A 19,447-nucleotide genomic window follows, 5' to 3' on the forward strand; every position below is an offset into this window, starting at 1 on the left:
GGAATTCAGCATGTCGACCACCGAAATCTTCCAGGACCGTATGCTGTCCCTGGGCCTTGCCCGCGTCTCGGAGGCTGCGGCCCTCGCCTCGGCCCGGCTTGTTGGCAACGGCGACGAAAAAGCCGCCGATCAGGCCGCCGTCAACGCCATGCGCGAGCAGCTCAACATGCTGGACATCGCCGGTGTCGTCGTCATCGGCGAAGGCGAACGGGACGAAGCCCCGATGCTGTATATCGGCGAAGAAGTGGGCACCGGCAACGGCCCCGGCGTGGACATCGCGCTCGACCCGCTCGAAGGGACGACGCTGACCGCCAAAGACATGCCCAACGCCCTGACCGTCATTGCCATGGGTCCGCGCGGATCGATGCTGCACGCGCCGGATGTCTATATGGACAAGCTGGCTATTGGTCCCGGCTACGCCCCCGGCGTCGTGACACTTGAAATGAGCCCGGACGAACGTGTGCTCGCACTGGCCGCCGCCAAGGGGTGCGACCCGTCCGACATCACCGTTTGCATCCTCGAACGGCCCCGGCACGAAGCCGTCATCGCCTCTGTCCGCAGCACAGGCGCTGCAATTCGCCTGATCACAGATGGTGACGTTGCGGGCGTGATGCACTGCGCCGAGCCCAACACTGGCATCGACATGTATATGGGCGAAGGCGGCGCACCCGAAGGCGTGCTGGCCGCCGCCGCTCTCAAATGCATGGGCGGCCAAATCTATGGCCGGCTCCTGTTCCGCAACGATGACGAACGCGGGCGCGCGGCCAAGGCCGGGATCACCGACCTTGACCGCATCTACGCGCGGGATGACATGGTCACACAGGATGTCATTTTCGCTGCGACCGGCGTCACCGACGGCTCGATTCTGACCGCCGTACAGCGCGAACCCGGCTGGCTGACATGCGAAACGCTGCTGATGCGGTCCAAGACCGGTTCGGTGCGGCGCATCAACTACCGCACCCCGGTCGAAACGGTCTGAGGCGCGATTGGCTTTCCTCGACGTCGCACCTTCGCTGACGGGTCGGGCATGGATCGGGCCTGACCCGGACCGGGCTCGTGCCGCCGAGGCCATGGCACAGCAAACTGCCCTGCCCCGCCCCTTGTGCCACGTGCTTGCCCGTTTGGGTGTGTTGGCAGAGGATGCCGCCGCTTACCTGGCCCCCACTTTGCGTGATCTGCTGCCGGACCCACGGTCCCTGCGGGACATGGAACGGGCCGCCAAGCGTGTCCTGCACGCGGTCTCCGCCCGCCAGAAGGTCGCGGTCTTTGCCGATTACGACGTCGATGGCGGGGCATCTGCCGCCCTTTTGCTTACGTGGCTGCGCGCGTTGGGTCGGGATGCCACGCTGTATGTTCCGGACCGGATCGACGAGGGGTATGGGCCGAACGACGCGGCGATGGCGCAGCTGGCTGCGCGCCACGACCTGATTATCTGCGTTGATTGCGGCACGCTTTCGCACGGGCCAATCGCTGCGGCTGCAGGCGCGGATGTGGTTGTACTGGATCACCACCTCGGTGCAGAGACCTTGCCCGACGCCTATGCAATCGTGAATCCGAACCGTCAGGATGAAGACGGTGCACTGGCACATCTGTGCGCAGCTGCGGTCGTCTTTTTGATGCTGGTAGAGGCAGGCAGGCAGTTGCGCGCGGACGGTCAGAGCGGGCCGGACCTGATGACGCTCCTTGATCTGGTGGGTCTTGCGACCGTTGCCGATGTCGCCCCGCTGATTGGCGTGAACCGTGCATTCGTGCGTCAGGGGCTGACCATTATGGCCCGGCGGGCGCGGCCCGGTCTGGTTGCGCTTGCGGATGTGGCCGGGCTCGACTCTGCACCCTCGCCATATCACCTTGGCTACATGCTCGGCCCCCGCATCAATGCAGGCGGTCGCATCGGACAGGCCGATCTGGGCGCACGCCTTTTGTCCACATCCGACCCGCACGAGGCCGCAGCCCTTGCCGAGCGGCTCGACACGCTGAACGCGGAACGGCGTGACATCGAAGCCCGCGTGCGGGCCGAGGCACTGGCCCAATGCGAGGAACGCGGCGCGGACGGGCCGCTGGCATGGGCCGTGGGCGACGGCTGGCATCCCGGTGTTGTGGGCATTGTCGCCGCGCGGCTCAAAGAGGCAACCAACCGCCCCGCGATCGTGATCGGCATCGAAGACGGTATCGGCAAGGGATCAGGCCGGTCCGTTGCGGGCATCGACCTCGGTGCGCCGATCCAGCGGCTCGCCGCCGAAGGGCTGTTGATCAAAGGGGGCGGGCACAAGATGGCGGCAGGCTTGACCGTTGCCGCCGACAAGATTGACGCCGCCATGGCGCGGCTGGGCGCGTTGCTTGCCAAACAGGGCGCGGATGCGCTTGGCCCGCGCGACCTGCGCCTTGACGGAGCGCTGATGCCCGCCGCCGCGACGCTGGAACTGGTGGAGCAGATTGATGCCGCAGGGCCGTTTGGCGCAGGTGCGCCGGGGCCGCGCTTTGCCTTTGCGTCGATGCGAATCCTCCATGCCCGGCGGGTTGGCGAAAACCACCTCAAGATCACGTTTGGCGAAACCGGTGGCGCACGGCTCGATGCGATCTCCTTTGGGGCCTATGACACGCCCCTTGGTCCCGCTCTCGAAAACCACGGCGGCGCGCCATTTCATCTGGCTGGACGGCTCGAGATCAACACCTTTCGGGGTCGCCAATCGGTCCAACTGCAACTCGAAGACGCCGCCCCCGCCTGAACGCAAATCCATCCAAAATTGCTGCGTTTTTTCCCTTGCGCGCCCCGGCGGAATTCCCTATCTCACCGTTCACGATAGCTGCGTCCCGTTCGTCTATCGGTTAGGACGCCAGGTTTTCAACCTGGAAAGAGGGGTTCGATTCCCCTACGGGATGCCACTATCGCTTTCATTACAGCGGTGAATGAACGGCGTCTCAAACAGGGAATGCTCTGTTTCTGCGGGATGGTTTCGTCAATTAATCTTCGGCGCCGTGCGCGGGTGCAGCCCGGAGTGTTCCGATCATCAAATTCCGACACGCACACTTAGATCTGACGGCAATGGTTAAGGTCTGTAAGGTCCACGCGTTGGTGAAATCCTAGAGCGCGGTTCAGGCACGACGGGCGTCGGCTGTTTCATCTTGGTCTTCTGCGCGCAACGACGGATCATAAAAACTCAGTTGGGCACGCCCCGATTTCTTGGACGCGTATAGTGCCACATCCGCGTTATCCAGAACTTCGGCCACGGAATACGGTCCGGACGGTTCGTAAATCGCCACACCGATGCTGGCGGAGATGTGGCATTCCTTGCCCTGAAACGGAATGGGGCGGGTCAGTCGGTCAATGATCCGCGCACCGATGGCAGCCAAATCGTTCATCTCTTCGGCGGATGGCAGCAGGACGACAAACTCGTCGCCTCCGATCCGCACAACTGTGTCATTGTCGCGCGTTTCTTCGACCATGATCCGCGCCACGGTCTGCAATACGTGATCGCCTGCCGCATGACCCATCGTGTCGTTCACCGCCTTGAACCAGTCGAGGTCGATCTGCATCAATCCGAATTGGGTGCCCCACGTGGCATAGCGCGCCGTGACATGATCCATCGCGCGACGATTCTTGAGACCGGTCAGCGTGTCGGTGTAAGCCTGTTCCTCGGCCGCGATTTTGGCGCCTTGCAGGCGCAGGTTCAGTTTGCGCGACGCCTCCATCGCGGCAGACTTTGCCTCTACCAGATAGAGCATCTCGACGGCGAGGTCCGTCGCTGCAAAATCAGCGCTGGTCAACGCATAATCACTCACCGCATCCACAATTGAGATGCCAAAGGACAGGTTCACAATACACTGGTCCGCGTCCGGACCCGGCACAAGCACGCCCTTAACCTCGGTGCTGGGCGCGTCCCGCAGCCGCAAATGCAATTTCATCCCCGCAGCGGCGCGCAGATCGTCCATTGTGGAAATGGCGCGGGGGCGTTTCAGGTCGAACACTTCGAGAAAGCGCAGCCCCAGCAAATCCACATCCGGGCGCAGCTTTTGTGCTGTTGGGCCTGCATGAAGGATATGGCCCGTCTGCGACAGCAACAGATGCATTGGGCACAACACATCCAGCGCCGTGTTGATTGACCCCGTCATCCCGCGCGCGCCCCAAGGTCAAATACGCGGCCTTCGGCAAATTCCGTTTCGATCAGCGAAATAGAAATGATTTCGGTGCCATTGCCACCACCCTGATGCTCCAGCAGGGCCAAAGCACCATAATCATCTGCCATGGCACGCAAAATACCCATCATCACATGGCCATACCCCTCCACCGGGCAATCGCATACGAGGCTGAACCGATTGGGTGCGTGTTCGCGCAACTCGATCCGTGGCAGGTGCAGGTCCGACACGGCAAGGCGCGCGCGGTCCGGCAGATCGTCCAGAGATTGCAGGAATTCGACAAAGTTGACGCCACCAAATCGCAGCAATCGTCGCAACGCCTCGACCGTCGGATGCGACACGAGGTAGGTGCCCAGATCCTCCATCATTTCGTTCCGCGGCCGGTCCAGCACCTGCGCAATGGCATCCAGAACCCGTGGGGTCAGAGCCTCATCATAAACCATCATCGCCTCGAACTCGACAAAGTCGAGCTCTGCCACGCGCGTGGCCTCAAGCCATTTTTCCGATCCATAGGCGTCCGTCACAAAACATTGGATCGCCCTGTTGATCAAACCGTGCATCGTCGCGTTGTCCCGTTGCCTCCCCCGGGAGACTGGACCGAACACCCCTAACATTCGGCTAACATCGACAATTGTCCGAAATTATGGGTCAGAAATCCGTCGGCGCACCGCCTTCGGATTTTCTTCGGGCGACAAAGTCTGCCAGCTCATCGCGGATGGCTGCGTCCATTGGGGGCGCCTCAAACCCGCCTATGATCTCCTTGAACATCATATGCGCCCGTTCCGGCGTCCATACAGCACCTGCCGCCTGCCAGCCTTCAAAGTTCTTCCAGTCGCTCAGGAACGGTTGGTAGAAGGCCGAAGAATAGCGGTCCTGCGTGTGCTGGATGCCAAAGAAATGCCCATCGCTGCCCACAGATTTGATCGCGTCCAGTGCGATGGCATCGGGGCTGGTGTCAACAATCACAGGGTCAAGATATCGCTGAATTTGCTGGATAATTTCGCAATCCATTATGAATTTCTCAGGACTCGCGATCAGCCCGCCCTCAAGCCAGCCCGCCGCATGGTAGACCATGTTCGTGCCCGACTGTACGGCGGCCCAAAGGCTGTTCGACGTCTCCCACATTGCCTGCCCGTCTGGCACGTTGGCCGCGCAAACGCCTGAGGACCGAACAGGCAACCCATAGAACCGCGCCAATTGCCCGGTGATCTGCGTCGCACGCATGTATTCCGGCGTACCGAACGCCGGTGCGCCCGATTTCATATCGACATTGGACGTAAACGTGCCGATCACGCACGGAACCCCCGGCGCCACGTATTGGAACAGCGCGATGGCGCAAAGCGCCTCGGCAATAGACTGCGCCACAGCACCCGCCATGGTCACAGGCGCCATGGCACCGGCCAACGTAAAGGGGGTGACCACCACCGCCTGCCCCCGCCGGATCATGCGCAGGCAGCCGTCGATCATCGGGTGATCGTGCTTGAGCGGTGAGGTTGAATTTATGTTGGTGTACATATGCGGGCGCGCCTCGAACGCGTCGTGGCTGAGACCACCCGCAATGCGCACCATCTCCATCACATCCTCGACCCGTTCCTTGCCCAAGGAATAGGCGTGCATGACCTTGTCGGTCAGCGTGAGCTTGTCATAGAGAACGTCGAGATGTCGCACACTGGCGTGGATGTCCACCGGCTCGACCGGGTAGCCGCCCGCGAAATGGATGCAGTTGAAATACTGTGTGAGCTTGAGCAGGTTGGCACACATGTCGCGCGTGCCGGGCACCTTGGTGCCGATCTCCATGTCCCAGTAGTTCGGCGGCGACGACACGTTTCCAAAGTTGATATGTCCGTCACCAATGGTGATCTGCCGTGCGGGATTGCGCGGGGTGAGCGTAAAGGACGACGGTGCCTTGGCGACCATCTCCATTACGAAATCGCGTCCCATACGGACATTGGCACCGTCGATGGTGCACCCAGCCCCGCGCAGGATCTCCAGCGCTTCTTCGTTCAGGAATTCGATCCCGATTTCCTCGAGAATACGCATGGCACCATCATGGATTGCGGCAACGCCTTCGGCGCTGACAGGCTCCACCGGCGGGTCGATCATCCGTGGCGGGTTCCACGGCATCTGCTCGATCACGGCACTGCCACGGCGTGCGGCGGCGCCGGCGCGGCCTCCGCCACGGCTGCGGCGTCGGGTCTGTGTGTCGGTCATGCTGTCCTCCGTCACATGGCTCGCCCAGAGTTGGCCATGCCCGCCCGGACAACCCGCCCAATTGCGACGGCGCGTGTCGTTTTTTCCGGCTAGCGCGTCGCGTGATGGTCCAGCCAACCCGGCAGCGCGCCAATGTCGTCCAGCACAGCCACCGCATGGGGGGCAAGATCCTGCGCGGTGGCCATGCCGGTCAGCACCGCCACGCAGCGCATTCCGGCGGCACGCCCGGCAAGCAGATCATGCAAGCTGTCGCCCACCATCAGCACCTCACACGGGTCCAGATCCACCTGTGTGCAAAAGGCCAGCAACTGCCCCGGACCCGGTTTACCACCATGGCCGCTGTCGAAGCCCGCGACAAAGTCAAACCGCGCCGTCACCCCTGCCCCGTCCAGATGCGCCCGCGCGGGCGCTTCGGAATCGTTGGTCGCCACGCCAAGCTTCAGGCCACGATCGCGCAACTCATCAAGCAAGGGCGCAAGCGGCACCGCCTCGGCCTGCGGCGCGCGCGCCGCTTCGGTGTTGATGAGAACAAGAAGCGCCTCCGCCGACATGTCCGGAAACACCGGCGCCAACGCCTCGACAATTTCCTGTGCGGTGCCCGCAATCACGACGCTGTCGCGCGAAAAGCTGGACTGCGCCAGATCAAAACCGACGGCCTGACCTGCCCGCGTGGCATGATCCTCGTTTCCGCCCGCAGCACGGCGCAGAAACGCCGCGGCCCAAGCCTCCCACGTGGTGCGGAAATCAAAAAGCGTGCCGTCCTTGTCAAAGATGACGCCGCGTACGGGGTCCGTCATGTCCAATGCACCGCAGCGCCACCGGGCAGCATCGCCCGTGCCATCATCGGCCGATCATAGGGAATTGCCGCGAAATCGCACATCGACTGGACCCAGCTGTCGTCCATCAGGATAAAGTCCAGAACCGCCCCCAAAAACGCCGGATCCGCCGCACCTGCGCGCACGTCATCCGCACTTGCGCCTGTCGAGCCCATGAACACCGGCAGTACATCTTCTTGGCTGGTGAGCCATTCCAGGGCCTTCAACCCCACAACTTCGGCGGATTCTTGCGACATTGGCACGGCAATGCTCCTTCGACCGGGTTTCGAAACCCTTTGTTAACCTAATTCGCCCGATACCCATTACACAGCCTTTTTGGAAAATTGGAATGATCTATGCACGGCAAGGTTCTGGTCATTGATCCCATCGCGACCCACCGCATCGTTCTGCGCGTCAAGCTGGCCGCCAGCCAATACGAAGTGTTGCAGGCCACCAGCATCGCCGAAGGGATGCGTGTTGTAGGCCAAAGACAGCCCGATCTGATCCTGTGTTCCACCAGTCTGCCGGATGGGCGCCCGGAAAAGGTGCTGGCCCGCCTGCGCAAGGTGGGTCTGTTTGGCAAAGTGCCGGTGATCGCACTGGGCGGCCCGACAGATCCAAAAAGGCGGCTTCGTTTGCTGGAGGCGGGCTATGACGACGTGTTGATCCGGCCAGTGGATCACCCGCTGCTGCTGGCGCGCGCGCGCAGCCTGCTGCGCAGCTATGCTTCGACCAGCGAATGGCAGCTGCGCGAAGGCACATCGCGGGCCTTGGGTTTTGCCGAACACAGCGCGCAATTCGGGCCTGCGGCCTGCATCCGTGTTGTCACCCGCACGCCGCATCTGCACACCGAATGGAAACAGGCGTTGGCACCGCTCCTGCCCGCAAAAACGAGCGTGTGCCTGCCAGCCGAGGCCGTGCAGGCCGAACTGGACGGATCGATCCCCGATGCCTTTCTGCTGATCACCACGCCCGGACGCGACCACGAAACGCTGAGCCTTCTGGCCTCGCTGCGCAGCCACGCTTCGACCCGACACAGCGTGATCATGGTCGCACAAGAAGAGGCGCCCGCACAGCTTGGGGCACAGATGCTGGACATGGGTGCAAATGACCTCGCCCCGCACGGGGCGACGCTCGAAGAGATTGCCGTACGTCTGCGTACGCTTCTGGCCCGCAAGATGATGACGGACGCCCTGCGCGCAACGGTCCGCACCGGGATCGAAGCCGCGGTGATCGACCCGCTTACCGGGCTGCACAACCGCCGGTACGCGATGCCGCATGTCACCCGGATTGCAGAACGTGCGCAGCGCACCGGCAAATCCTTTGCCCTCATGATCGCGGATATGGACCATTTCAAACAGATCAACGACCGGTATGGCCACGCCGCAGGCGACGCTGTTCTGATCGAGGTTGCGCGACGTTTGCGCAGCAATCTGCGCGCCGTCGACATGGTGGCCCGCATCGGCGGCGAAGAGTTTCTGATGGCGCTCCCCGGCGTCGGGCTGGAGAATGCGCGCAGCGCTGCCACGCGCCTGTGTCGCAAGATCGGCACCACGTCCATAGCCATTCCCGGCCACCCGACTCCGATCAACGCAACCATTTCCATCGGCATGATCGTCTGTGACATGGAAAACGGTCTGCCCAAAGGCACGTTGATGACAGCCGAGGCGCTGCTCGACCGGGCCGATCAGGCGCTTTATGACGCCAAGGCAGAAGGGCGTAACCGCGTCACGCTGTGCCGCCCCGCCGCCTGATCCGGGTTTAGTCCGGCTTGGGCGGCTTGCCGCGTTTCCCGCGCGGTCCCTTTTGCAACACCGCTTCGACCGTGTCGGCATAGTTGCGCCGCTCTTGCGGGGACATCGCCTCGATCGTGTCCAGCCACGCCTCCTGCGCCACCGCCTGCACCCGCGCCACGCCATCGGCCTGACTGGCCAGCACCGCACGTACAGCGGCGCGGTCCATCGGTTCAGCGCGCAGCGCGGCCAGCATATCGTCGAACTGCGCCTTTCGGCTGCGCCTGTCCGGCAGGCTGGGGTCATTGCGCACCGCACCCATCACGGCACGGCGATCCGTACGGTCCAGCGCCACGATATAGGGCAGCGCATAGCTCAACCCCGGCCCGCCCCCGCGCAGCGGCCCCGGCCCGCGCGTCAGCAACCCCGCCACCAACCCCACGATGGCAAGGTTCAGCGCCAGCGACAGGGCCAGCAGGATCCTGACCCAGAGGGGGCAGCGTTTGCGTGTGATCTCTTCGGTCATCCTACCCCTCCTCGAAGTCCCAGCCATTTACGCTGAACCCCAGAGTGTCATCGTAATACGTGGCGTAGTCCCCCAGCCACAGCGCGTTGAGGCCGGTGGCGTCCAGCGCGCCCAGCCCCACCGCAAAACCCACGGCGGTCGCCGCCACCAACCCGCCCACAGATGGCCAGCCACCCAAACCCGCAAGGATTTGGCGCAACAGCCCGTCTCGCGCAGGCGCACCGCCCGGCGCTGGCATCGCCGCCTCGGCATCGGCCAGCACACGCGCCATCAGGTCGCCGGAAGCGTCGGGCACTTCGGCTTGCCCCACATCGTCCAGCAGCGCATCCACCCAATCGGTCTTGTCAGCAGGGTCTGTCATCTTGCTCATCCTTCGTATCCAAGGGCAGTGGCCTGCCCCTTGAGTGCCGCCGCCAAGGCGCGTTTGCCGCGTGCCGTGAGGCTTTCCACAGCCTCGACGCTGACGTCCAGCCGTTCTGCGATCTCCGGGTTCGTCGCACCCTCGAAATGGCGCAACATCACTGCAAGGCGCTGCCGTTCCGGCAACGACGCCAATGCGCGTGCCAAAGCGTCGCGGCGAGCCTGCGCCAGCAAACGATCCTCGGCCCCCGGTGCCGGATCAAGCGGCTCTGCCACGTCATCCAGCGCCACCGGCCCCCGTGGCCTGCGCCGCAACCGGTCGGTACACAGATTTGCCACTACACGGTAGAGCCACGTGGTGACCTTCGCCTCGCCCGTGCGCCAGTCCGGCGCGATTTTCCACAAGCGCATCATCGCCTCTTGCGCGACATCCTCGGCTTCGGCCCGGTCGCCCAGCAGGCGCATGGCGTGTCCGTAAGCGCGCGGTGTCAGCCGTGTGGTCAGCGCACGCGCCGCAGCCGCATCGCCGCGCGCATAGCGCGCCAGCAATGCAGCCTCCTCCGGGCCATCCGTGTCTTGGGCATCCAGTGGCATCGTCATCTTCTGACGGGCTAACGTGCCCCCGCCCCCGTTCACAAGGGGCAAGGGCACGCACGCATCAATCCGCGCCGTGTCGCTTGCCGCGACGTTCGCGCATCTTGTCGCGTGCCGCGTCAAACTCTGCTTGCGTAATCGTCCCGCTGTTGTCGCTGTCAATCCGGTCAAAGAACCGGCCCGCATTGCGCCGCTCAGTGATCTCATCCTGCGACAATTGCCCGTCGCCATTGGCGTCCATCCGCTCGATGATCCGCGCAGCACGGTCGCTGGCGCGCGCAGAGGCCTGCGCCTCAAGCTCGGCCTGGCTCAGTTGGCCATCACCGTTTGTGTCTGCCTCTTGGAAGCGGATGGCACCCCGCGCCTGCAACTCTTCGCGGGTCAATTCGCCATTGCCATCCGTGTCCAAGGTGGCAAGGTCGGGCCCTTGCCCACGCGCCAACGCGCTTGTGCTGGTCACGGCAGTGGCCGCCATCGCGACAACAAGAATAAAGGCGGTACGTTTCATTTGGCTTACTCCGTTTGTTCAGACCGGCACCTGCTCATTGCGTGCCGAATACCCATCAAACGGAACCCGCCCGCATTTCCGTCGAAATTAATTTTTACATGGCAGCGCGGCGCGACATCGGGACGCAAGGACAGATTGCGCCATTCCGATTTGCGCCGCGCACGCCCAGTGTAGGGAGATCGGACAAACGAGCACCCCATGCGACACGAGCAGATCACACGGCACACCCACGACCCCGTGGACAAAGGCACCCGCCGGATGCGGCCCGCCCTGCTGCGCGGCTGGCGCCGCAGGTGCCCGCGCTGTGGCCGCGGTGCCCTTCTCAAAGGGTATCTCAAGGTCGCCAGCAGCTGTGCAGTCTGCAAGCTCGACTACTCGCATCACCGTGCCGATGATGGCCCTGCGTACCTGACCATCCTACTGGTCGGTCATCTGATGGCCCCGCTTTTGCATGTGGTGTTTGTCACGTGGCGGCCCGAACCGTTGATCCTGTTCACGATCTTTGCGGTTGGATGTGTCGGCCTGTCGCTTTACCTTCTGCCAAGACTGAAGGGGGCGATTGTCGGGTTCCAATGGGCGCGCGCCATGGGCGGGTTCGGCCAGCACGGATGACCCGACCCCCAGCAAGGGGCCAGATGAGCATCGACAAAAGCCAGATCCGCGACGCCGCTACCGTCATTGTCCTGCGGGACACCGACACCAATCCACGTATTCTTATGGGCCAGCGTGGCGCAAAGGCCGCATTCATGCCCAACAAGTTTGTCTTTCCCGGTGGCGCCGTGGATGCAGGCGACGCGCAGGTGCCGCTGGGCACAGCACTGCCCGCGCCGTGTGCCACCCGGCTCGACGATGACAGCGCGCCGGGTCTGGGCCCCGCCATCGCGGCCGCTGCGGTGCGCGAACTCTTTGAGGAGACCGGTCAAATTCTGGGAACGCCGGGCGCGTGGCAGGACCCGCCTGCCGACTGGCGGGCCTTTGCCGCCAGCGGTCACCTGCCCCACGCCGCCGCCCTGCGCTTTGTCTTTCGCGCGTTGACCCCGCCGGGACGGCCCCGCCGGTTTGATGCACGATTTTTTGTGGTGTCGGCGGATGCGCTTGCCTCGGACCCGGACGATTTCTCTGCCGCCTCGGACGAGCTGTCTCATCTGCAATGGGTTGAACTGGCCCAAGCGCGCCGCTTTGACATGCCCTTCATCACGGAAGTGGTGTTGAGCGAGGTGCAATCGCAACTAAACGGCGCGCCAGAGCCGCAATCCGTGCCGTTTTTTAAGAACGACGATGAAGAAAGCCTGTTCCTGCGCCTGCGCGGCGACTGGGTGCGGGACTAGATCAGCAGCACCAGTGTCAGGATCGACGCCATTAGGATACCCATGCCGACCCATTCGCGCCGCGTAACCGCCTCGCGGAAAATCAAGACACTGGCAAGCCCGCTGAACACAAGTTCGATCTGGCCGACCGCATTCACGTAAGCCGCGTTTTGCAAGGTGAACGCCGTAAACCAGCAAAACGACCCGGCCATAGACAAAAGACCAACCCAAACGGCCACTCGCCGCGCTTCCCACACGGCTCGCACCTGTCCCGGGTCGCGCCAGCGCAACCAGAAAACCATGGCCAAGGTCTGCATCGCCGTGACCGCGGCAAGCGTCAGTCCCGCCCGCGCAAACGGATCGTCCAGCGCAAGGCTCAGCGACGCGCCGCGATAGGACACGCCGGAGATCGAGAACAAAAATCCCGCCCCAAGGCCAAGCCCCGCCGCCCGGTTCATCAGGTCACGCCAGCCAAACCGGGCCAGTTCCGGCGGCACCGACAACAGCAGGACCCCAACCAATCCCAGCGCGATGGCGACAAATCCCCAGACCGATACCGTGTCGCCCAACAGAAGCCACCCGGTCAGCACCGCCTGCATCACGGCGGTTTTCTGGAATGTCACACCCACGGCAAAGTTGCGCGCCTTGAACAGCATCACAACGGCCACGGTGGCCAAAATCTGCGCCACCCCGCCTGCCGCGGCAAACAGCCAGAACGACAGCGGCACCGCTGGCAGCGCCTGTTCTGACGCCACGAGGTACAGTGTGATGCCCACCGCCGCGAGCGGCGCAGAATACAGAAACCGTGCCAGTGTTGCTCCGGACGCACTCAGCGTGCCCAACGACAATTGCCGTTGCAGCATAAAGCGCAGCGTTTGGAAAAACGCCGCCGCCACCGTGATCGAAATCCAGAGGGTCATGCCCCTCTATCGATCATCCCTTGGGCGAGGGCCAGAGCGGATGCGCCACCGGATCCTTTGCGGTGAGCGCGTAGCGCGCGAACACTTCGGCATAAGAGCCATAGCGATACCCGTCATTGCAGCCCAGATAGCGCGCCTTGTGCGCGGCATAAAGCGCTGGCAGGCGATACCACGGCACCCGCGGGTGCATATGATGCACCACGTGGAAGTTGTTGTTCAGAAACAGAAACGCCAGCAGACCACGGTCTTCGACGATCACGGTCCGGCCGCGCGCCTTGTCATGCGCCTGATGTTCGAGAAAGGTGCGTATCTTCAGGATCGACACCGCCACATAGCTGCATAACACATAGTGCCACAGCGCCATGGGTGCGGCCGCAATGACGGTCAGCACGATGGCCACACCGGGCACATGCACGGCCCAGCCCAGCAGGACCTGCCGGTCTCCGCCCCGGATCGCGCGCCAATCCGCTGCCATGAACGCCGCCTGTGCGACCAGCGGGCCAATGGCCATGCGCCCCAGCAGCGTGTTGTTCCACGCCAGCAGCCGCCGCCGCCAGCGCGGCAGCGCGGCCCAGACCACCGGGTCCAGGTAGTTGGTTTCTGGGTCGTCATAAGGATCGGTCAGGTTTGCATCCTGATGATGGGCCAGATGCGTGTCGCGGAACCGGATGTAGGGGATGAACAGGCCGGGGTTCACAATCACCAACGCCTCGTTCACCTTGCGTGACGGGAACGGGTGGCCATGCAGCACCTCATGGCTGAGCGACGCGTGCAGCACCAGCGCCAGCACCACCACAAAGGTTGCCACAAGCGGTATCGCCGCCAGAACCCAGACCCCCAGCCACAGCGCCAGCAGACACAGGACAAACAGCGCGGCCGTAATCCATTCGATACGGTATGGCAAAGCGGCGGGCACATGGCGCGTGGCTGCGCGGGGCGACATATCGGGCCTTTCAACGATACAAGGGACCCGTCTGGTCTAGCGCTCCGCGCGACACCCGAGAATTCCGAATATTGTTAACAATCTCTACAAATGGTGATAAATATCACGTTATGTCAGATATTCTCGACAAGCGGGCGCGCGCCGCTCTCTTCCGCGCGCGGCTGTCCATGGCGATGGCCGAACAGAACATGACGCAAAGCGGGCTGGCCCGCCTCATCGGCTCTGATCGCTCCACCATCAGCCAAGCGCTCACCGATACCGGCACCCGGCTGCCCGGCGCACATGTGGTTGGCGCCTGTGCGCAGGCGCTTGGCGTATCTGCCGACTGGCTGATGGGCCTGTCCGACCGCCCCGAAAGCGCGTCTGCCCTCACGGCCATGGCCCTCACGCTGACCGAAGCGCCCCGCGCTCTGATCGACGAACGTATCTTTGCCTGGCACCAAGAGGCGATGGGGTACAAAATCCGCCACGTCCCCGCAGGCCTGCCCGACATGCTCAAGACCGAGGACATGTTGGCGTGGGAATATGGCCCCCATCTGGGCCGCACCACGACGCAAGCCATCAACGCCTCGCGCGACCGGCTCAACTGGATGCGCGCCTCACCGTCGGATTACGAGATTGCCATGCCAATCTACGAGATTGACAGTTTTGCCCGCGGCACAGGCTACTATGGCGATCTGCCCAGCCACGTGCGCGCCGCACAGCTTGACCATCTGCAGGAACTCACCGAGCAGCTTTATCCGCGCCTGCGGCTCTATCTGTATGACGCGCGGCGGCTATACTCCGCCCCGGTCACCGTGTTCGGGCCATTGCTGGCCGTGCTGTACTCGGGCGGCCATTACCTCGCCTTTCGCGACCGCGAACGGATCGAAACACTGACCGCACATTTTGACCAACTGGTGCGCGAGGCCAGCTATACTGCACGGGACATGTCCACCCATTTCGCCGGTCTGCGTGGTGTGATCTAGGGCCGCTGGCCCACCGACCGCCCCACCCCTTCGGGTGTGGCAAGGTGCGCGTGCGCCTCTGCTATCCGGGTCAGAGCCGCCAAAATCTGTGGCGCGGGGTCACTGGGTTTGCGCGTCTCAAGGCTCACATGCAGCAGGAAATGCTCCGCCGTGGCCAAAAGCCGGTCGCCCTGTCGCATTTCGTGCCACAGGTGCAGCTTTTTGCCTGCCCCGCTCAGCACCTGTGTCACGACCTCGATCCGCGCACCCGCACGGACCTCATCGATATGGCGTAGATGCGTCTCGGCAGTGAAATAGCTGCCACCGGTCGCGACGTAATCCGCATCACAGCCGATCAGCGCCATAAACCGGTCCGTGGCATCGCCAAAGGCTTGCAGATACCGCGCCTCGTTCATGTGCCCGTTATAGTCAGTCCAATCGAGCGGCACGGTCCGCTGCACGGTCGGGATAGGTCCGCCCACATCCTCAAGCATGTCCGCACGGGCCGCCAGCACAGTGCCCTGCGCCAACGCCGCATCATGCGCGTTCAGCACGGCACCCGCGCCCCAGTTGGTCTGCTTTAGTGCCCGCAACAGGCCCACAAGGTTGTTGTCGCGCGCCTGCAACATCTCGGGGATGGTCATATGCCCGGATTGCGCATCCGACTGCCCCGCAATCAGGTCCACCAGTGCGTCGGTGAATTCGGGCACGTCCATCAGCTTGGTCCACGGCCACTGCAAGGCGGGGCCAAACTGCGCCATGAAATGGCGCATCCCCGCAGCTCCCCCTGCCGTACGATAGGTATCAAACAGCCCCATCTGCGCCCAGCGAATCCCAAAGCCCATGCGGATCGCTTCGTCAATTTCCTCTGTGGTGGCGACCCCGTCTTTGACCAGCCACAGCGCTTCGCGCCACACCGCTTCGAGAAAGCGGTCGGCGATATGCGCGTCGATCTCCTTGCGCACATGCAGCGGGAACATGCCCAGACCGCGCAACACCGCCTGTGCGCGGTCGACCAGCGCAGGGTCAGTGTCGGGCGATGGCACCACCTCGACCAGTGGCATCAGGTAAACGGGATTAAACGGGTGGCACACCATGATCTGCTCCGGCCGCGCGGCACCCTGCTGCAACTCGCTCGGTTTGAAACCAGATGTCGAAGACCCGATGATTGCATCTGCGGCACAGGCGGCCTGCATCTGGGCCAGCACATTGTGCTTGATCTCCAGCCGCTCGGGCACGCTCTCCTGTATCCACGCGGCCCCGGTCACCGCTTCGGCCAGATCAGCGTGAAAGCTCAACCGTCCTTCCGACGGCAGTGCCACGTCGGTCAAACCCGGCAATGCACGCCGCGCCTGTTCCAGCACCGGCGCCAGCGTCGCCTCTGCCGTGGGACTGGGGTCGAACACCCGCACGTCCCATCCGTTCAACAGGAACCGTGCGGCCCAGCCTCCGCCGATCACCCCGCCGCCAATGATTGCCGCCACCTGCGCCATGCAGCACCTCCTTACGTATCAAGAATTTCCATTGCGCGCTTTGGGCAGGGAGCAACGCAAGGAACACCCGCACCACCGCCCAAAACTCAGACCGCCGGCGCCCCAGCACCGGCGCAAGTGCCCGGCCTCCCCCCGGGACAGGGCGCATAATCACGGCGACATCCTCATGTCCTTGAGATCAAAGCCCGAAAACGCCAGCACTTGCCGCCCCGCCGCGATCCGGTCTGCGCCACCCCGCGGCGCCCGGTCCAGCACCCAGGCAAAGCGTCCATCGGCACCGCCCACAGCCGCTGTGCGAAACCCGTCATCGACCCAGACGACAACCGCCCGTCGGGCCGGCCCGCCTTGCGGGTCGCTCAGCACATCTGCCCCGGGCACATCTGTCTCTGCCGGCCAATGCGCTACACCTTCGACGCACGCGCCCGCCGACACACACCTGCGCGACGTCAGCGTCCAGAGCGGGCCCTCCGGAGCATCCGCGCGCCGCTCCACCAACCTCAGATCTGCATCCACCGGATAGGCCCCGCGCACGTACCACAGACCCGCAAACCGCGCATCGTCATAGCGGCTCGTCACGCCGATAGCAGCGGTTGGATTGCGGTAGGGTATCGCGACACTACCGGTCGTCGGGCCAAGCGGAGCACAGGCCGTCAGCCCCCACACCAGCACAGCCCATGCACCAAACCCGGACGCAGCCCACGCGCGGCCAAAGCACGCCCGGTGCATCGGGACAGTCACCCTTTTGGTGCCCGCTTGACCAAGTCCAGCTTCTCGCGCACTTCCGCCGGTCCGATCACCCGCGCGCCCATATTTTCGACGATTGTGCCCGCCCTCTCGACCAATTGCCAGTTCTCCGCCAACACGCCTTTGTCGAGCCACAGATTGTCCTCAAGCCCGACCCGCACATTGCCCCCTGCAAGTACGGCAGCCGCCGCATAGGCCATCTGGTGACGCCCCAACGCAAAGGCCGAAAACGTCCAGTCATCCGGGACATTGTTCACCATCGCCATGAATGTATTGAGGTCATCCGGTGCGCCCCACGGAACACCCATACACAGTTGCACCAACGCGGGACTGTCCAGAACACCGTCCTGAACCAATTGCTTTGCATACCACAAATGCCCGGTGTCAAAGGCCTCGATCTCCGGCTTCACGCCCAGATCGGTCATCTTGCGCCCCATCGCCTGCAACATGCCGGGCGTGTTGGTCATCACGTAATCGGCTTCGGCAAAGTTCATCGTGCCGCAATCCAGCGTGCAAATCTCCGGCAGGCAATCGGCGATATGCGCAACGCGTTCAGCGGCACCCACCATGTCTGTCCCCTCTGCAAGCGGCAGCGGCGCATCCGCACCGCCAAACACGATGTCTCCCCCCATACCAGCGGTCAGGTTCAGCACCACATCGACATCCGCATCCCGGATGCGCTCTGTGACCTCTCGGTAATAGGACAAATCCCGGCTTGGCGCTCCGGTCTCGGGGTCGCGCACGTGGCAATGCACTATTGCCGCGCCGGCCTTGGCCGCCGCAATGGCGCTGTCTGCAATCTGCCGGGGCGCGCGTGGCACATGCGGGCTGCGGTCCTGCGTGCCGCCGGACCCGGTTACGGCACAGGTGATAAAGACCTCGCGATTCATGGTCAGCGGCATCGTGATCTCCCCTTCTTTTCCGGGACCCTCGCAAATCAATGACCCCCCTGCCAGCCGGAAAACGAAACCCGATGACGCAAACGCGCCCTGCCGCACACCATAAACCACCCCGCCAGACTGACGGGGTCGGCCTGCCCTCCCGGTCCCTTCCCCCGAGGGGAAGGTCAGGTTGGGGGTCACCGGCAGATCATGCGCAGCGGCAGCTGCTCAATACGGCATGGGGTGCGCGCGGTGGGCGGTGTCGATCTCGGCCAGAACCTCATCCGACAGGGCGATATCAGCCGCGCCCAGCGCCAGCTCCAGCTGGCCCTCCTGCGTCGCCCCAAAAATGACCGAACACATGAATGGCCGCGTCAGACACCACGCCAGCGCCATCTGCGACGGGTCCAGCCCGTGACGCCCCGCAATGTCCAGATAGGCGTCCACCGCGCCAAAAACGCTGTCCGTCTTGCGCCCGCCCATCTCCGGGCTCAGCGACATGCGCGATCCGTCCGGCACAGCGCCGCCCTGATATTTTCCGCTCAGAAACCCGGCGCCCAGTGGCGAGAACGCCAGCAAACCCACGTCCTCATACACGCTCAACTCAGCCATATCGGTGTCATAAAGCCGGCACAGCAGCGAATATTCGTTCTGCACACTGGCCACGCGCGGCCCACCCGTCCGCGCTGCCGCTGCCAACCACTGCGCCGTGCCCCACGCGCTTTCGTTGGACAGGCCAAAGGCGCGGATCGTACCCCGATCCACCTGATCCTGTAGCGCGCCCAGACAGTCTTCCATGTTCTGGATGACCGCAGCCGCATCGGTGCCCTTGGTCGTCGGGTCATAGCCCCAGTTCTGCCGGAACATATAGCTGCCGCGATTGGGCCAATGAAATTGATAGAGGTCGATATAGTCGGTCTTCAGCCGCCGCAGCGATCCTTCGACAGCTTCGGGAATCGTCTCTGCGGTGATCGGTGCGCCGTCGCGGACATATCCCAACCCCTCGCCTGAATGTTTGGTGGCAAGGATTACGTTGTCACGCCGCCCCACCCGCTCGAACCACAGGCCGATGATACGCTCGGTCCGGCCAATGGTTTCGGCACTGACCGGGTTCACCGGATACATCTCTGCCGTGTCCATGAAATCGACACCCGCATCCAGCGCCCGCTCGATCTGGGCATGTGCCTCTTCGGCGGTGTTCTGGGTGCCCCACGTCATCGTGCCCAGACACAAGGCCGAGACCTCGATGCCTGTGCGTCCAAGTTGGCGTCGCTCCATGGTGATCCCTCTTTGTCTGACCGTTCCGCGGACCCTAGCGAAGCAAACGTGAC

At 63.5% G+C, this 19,447-nt stretch carries 21 protein-coding genes and 1 tRNA gene; 7 read left to right on the forward strand and 15 right to left on the reverse strand.

Features of this window, described 5'->3' with window-relative positions; all coding sequences use genetic code 11:
* Positions 1–10: 10 nt before the first annotated feature.
* From glpX to Q1A85_RS15200, 3 genes are all read left to right on the forward strand, one after another.
* Positions 11–979, forward strand: coding sequence for a class II fructose-bisphosphatase (gene glpX, locus Q1A85_RS15190; protein ID WP_299691094.1), 969 nt, complete (start codon positions 11–13; stop codon positions 977–979).
* 7 nt (positions 980–986) lie between these two features.
* Positions 987–2,726 (forward strand): single-stranded-DNA-specific exonuclease RecJ, encoded by a 1,740-nt coding sequence (gene recJ, locus Q1A85_RS15195; protein ID WP_299691096.1) that lies wholly within the window; start codon positions 987–989, stop codon positions 2,724–2,726.
* Between the two features lie 82 nt (positions 2,727–2,808).
* Positions 2,809–2,883: transfer RNA gene (locus Q1A85_RS15200), tRNA-Glu, on the forward strand.
* Positions 2,884–3,093: 210 nt separating this feature from the next.
* On the opposite strand, the gene Q1A85_RS15205 is transcribed toward Q1A85_RS15200, so the two are convergent.
* The 5 genes from Q1A85_RS15205 to Q1A85_RS15225 all read right to left on the reverse strand — a co-directional run bounded on the left by Q1A85_RS15205 (position 3,094) and on the right by Q1A85_RS15225 (position 7,423).
* Positions 3,094–4,110, reverse strand: a complete 1,017-nt coding sequence (locus Q1A85_RS15205) for a GGDEF domain-containing protein (protein ID WP_299691099.1) — start codon at positions 4,108–4,110, stop codon at positions 3,094–3,096.
* Positions 4,107–4,694 (reverse strand): heme NO-binding domain-containing protein, encoded by a 588-nt coding sequence (locus tag Q1A85_RS15210; protein ID WP_299691102.1) that lies wholly within the window; start codon positions 4,692–4,694, stop codon positions 4,107–4,109. Before Q1A85_RS15210 ends, Q1A85_RS15205 begins: the two co-directional genes overlap by 4 nt.
* An 88-nt stretch (positions 4,695–4,782) precedes the next feature.
* Entirely contained in the window at positions 4,783–6,345 is a 1,563-nt protein-coding gene (locus tag Q1A85_RS15215) for a trimethylamine methyltransferase family protein (RefSeq protein ID WP_299691105.1), read from the reverse strand.
* Positions 6,346–6,434: 89 nt separating this feature from the next.
* Complete coding sequence (locus Q1A85_RS15220; protein ID WP_299691107.1) at positions 6,435–7,142, reverse strand: HAD family hydrolase; 708 nt, start codon at positions 7,140–7,142, stop codon at positions 6,435–6,437.
* Positions 7,139–7,423 carry a DUF3572 domain-containing protein gene (locus tag Q1A85_RS15225; protein ID WP_299691110.1) on the reverse strand — a complete coding sequence of 95 codons (285 nt, stop codon included), beginning with the start codon at positions 7,421–7,423 and terminating at the stop codon, positions 7,139–7,141. The genes Q1A85_RS15220 and Q1A85_RS15225 overlap by 4 nt, the downstream gene beginning before the upstream one ends.
* 93 nt (positions 7,424–7,516) lie before the next feature.
* Here Q1A85_RS15225 and Q1A85_RS15230 point away from each other — a divergent pair, with 93 nt between their 5' ends.
* Positions 7,517–8,914: a diguanylate cyclase gene (locus Q1A85_RS15230; RefSeq protein WP_299691113.1), complete on the forward strand. Its 1,398-nt coding sequence runs from the start codon at positions 7,517–7,519 to the stop codon at positions 8,912–8,914.
* 7 nt (positions 8,915–8,921) lie between these two features.
* Here Q1A85_RS15230 and Q1A85_RS15235 read toward each other — a convergent pair whose 3' ends face one another.
* Genes Q1A85_RS15235 through Q1A85_RS15250 form a run of 4 tightly spaced genes read right to left on the reverse strand, consistent with a single transcriptional unit; the run spans position 8,922 to position 10,881 of the window.
* Positions 8,922–9,419: a periplasmic heavy metal sensor gene (locus Q1A85_RS15235; protein ID WP_299691116.1), complete on the reverse strand. Its 498-nt coding sequence runs from the start codon at positions 9,417–9,419 to the stop codon at positions 8,922–8,924.
* Position 9,420: 1 nt separating this feature from the next.
* The gene (locus Q1A85_RS15240; RefSeq protein ID WP_299691118.1) at positions 9,421–9,780 is read right to left on the reverse strand and encodes a hypothetical protein; all 360 of its coding nucleotides are present in this window, start codon (positions 9,778–9,780) and stop codon (positions 9,421–9,423) included.
* 5 nt (positions 9,781–9,785) lie between these two features.
* Positions 9,786–10,379: an RNA polymerase sigma factor gene (locus Q1A85_RS15245; protein ID WP_299691121.1), complete on the reverse strand. Its 594-nt coding sequence runs from the start codon at positions 10,377–10,379 to the stop codon at positions 9,786–9,788.
* Between the two features lie 58 nt (positions 10,380–10,437).
* Positions 10,438–10,881 carry an EF-hand domain-containing protein gene (locus Q1A85_RS15250; RefSeq protein ID WP_299691124.1) on the reverse strand — a complete coding sequence of 148 codons (444 nt, stop codon included), beginning with the start codon at positions 10,879–10,881 and terminating at the stop codon, positions 10,438–10,440.
* A 258-nt stretch (positions 10,882–11,139) separates the two neighbouring features.
* Between Q1A85_RS15250 and Q1A85_RS15255 the strand changes: the two genes are divergently transcribed.
* Positions 11,140–11,493: a DUF983 domain-containing protein gene (locus tag Q1A85_RS15255; protein WP_299691466.1), complete on the forward strand. Its 354-nt coding sequence runs from the start codon at positions 11,140–11,142 to the stop codon at positions 11,491–11,493.
* A 23-nt stretch (positions 11,494–11,516) separates the two neighbouring features.
* On the forward strand, positions 11,517–12,209 hold the full coding sequence (locus Q1A85_RS15260) for an NUDIX hydrolase (protein WP_299691127.1): 693 nt from the start codon (positions 11,517–11,519) through the stop codon (positions 12,207–12,209).
* On the opposite strand, the gene Q1A85_RS15265 is transcribed toward Q1A85_RS15260, so the two are convergent.
* Positions 12,206–13,108: a DMT family transporter gene (locus tag Q1A85_RS15265; protein WP_299691130.1), complete on the reverse strand. Its 903-nt coding sequence runs from the start codon at positions 13,106–13,108 to the stop codon at positions 12,206–12,208. The genes Q1A85_RS15260 and Q1A85_RS15265 overlap by 4 nt on opposite strands.
* Positions 13,109–13,121: 13 nt before the next feature.
* A complete protein-coding gene (locus Q1A85_RS15270; RefSeq protein ID WP_299691133.1) occupies positions 13,122–14,051 on the reverse strand; it encodes a fatty acid desaturase in 930 nt (309 codons plus the stop codon).
* A gap of 110 nt (positions 14,052–14,161) precedes the next feature.
* On the opposite strand from Q1A85_RS15270, the gene Q1A85_RS15275 reads away from it, so the two are divergent.
* Positions 14,162–15,019, forward strand: a complete 858-nt coding sequence (locus tag Q1A85_RS15275; protein WP_299691136.1) for a helix-turn-helix transcriptional regulator — start codon at positions 14,162–14,164, stop codon at positions 15,017–15,019.
* On the opposite strand, the gene Q1A85_RS15280 is transcribed toward Q1A85_RS15275, so the two are convergent.
* From Q1A85_RS15280 to Q1A85_RS15295, 4 genes are all read right to left on the reverse strand, one after another.
* A complete protein-coding gene (locus Q1A85_RS15280) occupies positions 15,016–16,491 on the reverse strand; it encodes a carnitine 3-dehydrogenase (RefSeq protein ID WP_299691139.1) in 1,476 nt (491 codons plus the stop codon). The two genes, Q1A85_RS15275 and Q1A85_RS15280, sit on opposite strands and share 4 nt — an antisense overlap.
* Before the next feature lie 150 nt (positions 16,492–16,641).
* On the reverse strand, positions 16,642–17,217 hold the full coding sequence (locus Q1A85_RS15285) for a lipocalin (RefSeq protein ID WP_299691142.1): 576 nt from the start codon (positions 17,215–17,217) through the stop codon (positions 16,642–16,644).
* 8 nt (positions 17,218–17,225) lie between these two features.
* Positions 17,226–18,137 (reverse strand): 3-keto-5-aminohexanoate cleavage protein, encoded by a 912-nt coding sequence (locus Q1A85_RS15290; protein WP_299691145.1) that lies wholly within the window; start codon positions 18,135–18,137, stop codon positions 17,226–17,228.
* Between the two features lie 207 nt (positions 18,138–18,344).
* Entirely contained in the window at positions 18,345–19,394 is a 1,050-nt protein-coding gene (locus Q1A85_RS15295) for an aldo/keto reductase (protein ID WP_299691148.1), read from the reverse strand.
* Positions 19,395–19,447 lie beyond the last annotated feature (53 nt).

The sequence above is a fragment of the uncultured Tateyamaria sp. genome (genome assembly GCF_947503385.1).
Taxonomy (GTDB): Bacteria; Pseudomonadota; Alphaproteobacteria; order Rhodobacterales; family Rhodobacteraceae; genus Tateyamaria.

Coding starts and splice junctions, on each gene's coding strand:
- Q1A85_RS15280 (WP_299691139.1), bottom strand. CDS start 16,491: ATGGCGCAGGTGGCGGCAATCATTGGCGGCGGGGTGATCGGCGGAGGC.
- Q1A85_RS15260 (WP_299691127.1), top strand. CDS start 11,517: ATGAGCATCGACAAAAGCCAGATCCGCGACGCCGCTACCGTCATTGTC.
- Q1A85_RS15255 (WP_299691466.1), top strand. CDS start 11,140: ATGCGGCCCGCCCTGCTGCGCGGCTGGCGCCGCAGGTGCCCGCGCTGT.
- Q1A85_RS15215 (WP_299691105.1), bottom strand. CDS start 6,345: ATGACCGACACACAGACCCGACGCCGCAGCCGTGGCGGAGGCCGCGCC.
- Q1A85_RS15275 (WP_299691136.1), top strand. CDS start 14,162: ATGTCAGATATTCTCGACAAGCGGGCGCGCGCCGCTCTCTTCCGCGCG.
- Q1A85_RS15250 (WP_299691124.1), bottom strand. CDS start 10,881: ATGAAACGTACCGCCTTTATTCTTGTTGTCGCGATGGCGGCCACTGCC.
- Q1A85_RS15290 (WP_299691145.1), bottom strand. CDS start 18,137: ATGCCGCTGACCATGAATCGCGAGGTCTTTATCACCTGTGCCGTAACC.
- glpX (WP_299691094.1), top strand. CDS start 11: ATGTCGACCACCGAAATCTTCCAGGACCGTATGCTGTCCCTGGGCCTT.
- Q1A85_RS15295 (WP_299691148.1), bottom strand. CDS start 19,394: ATGGAGCGACGCCAACTTGGACGCACAGGCATCGAGGTCTCGGCCTTG.
- Q1A85_RS15210 (WP_299691102.1), bottom strand. CDS start 4,694: ATGCACGGTTTGATCAACAGGGCGATCCAATGTTTTGTGACGGACGCC.
- Q1A85_RS15265 (WP_299691130.1), bottom strand. CDS start 13,108: ATGACCCTCTGGATTTCGATCACGGTGGCGGCGGCGTTTTTCCAAACG.
- Q1A85_RS15270 (WP_299691133.1), bottom strand. CDS start 14,051: ATGTCGCCCCGCGCAGCCACGCGCCATGTGCCCGCCGCTTTGCCATAC.
- Q1A85_RS15235 (WP_299691116.1), bottom strand. CDS start 9,419: ATGACCGAAGAGATCACACGCAAACGCTGCCCCCTCTGGGTCAGGATC.
- Q1A85_RS15285 (WP_299691142.1), bottom strand. CDS start 17,217: ATGCACCGGGCGTGCTTTGGCCGCGCGTGGGCTGCGTCCGGGTTTGGT.
- Q1A85_RS15220 (WP_299691107.1), bottom strand. CDS start 7,142: ATGACGGACCCCGTACGCGGCGTCATCTTTGACAAGGACGGCACGCTT.
- Q1A85_RS15240 (WP_299691118.1), bottom strand. CDS start 9,780: ATGACAGACCCTGCTGACAAGACCGATTGGGTGGATGCGCTGCTGGAC.
- Q1A85_RS15245 (WP_299691121.1), bottom strand. CDS start 10,379: ATGACGATGCCACTGGATGCCCAAGACACGGATGGCCCGGAGGAGGCT.
- Q1A85_RS15230 (WP_299691113.1), top strand. CDS start 7,517: ATGCACGGCAAGGTTCTGGTCATTGATCCCATCGCGACCCACCGCATC.
- Q1A85_RS15205 (WP_299691099.1), bottom strand. CDS start 4,110: ATGACGGGGTCAATCAACACGGCGCTGGATGTGTTGTGCCCAATGCAT.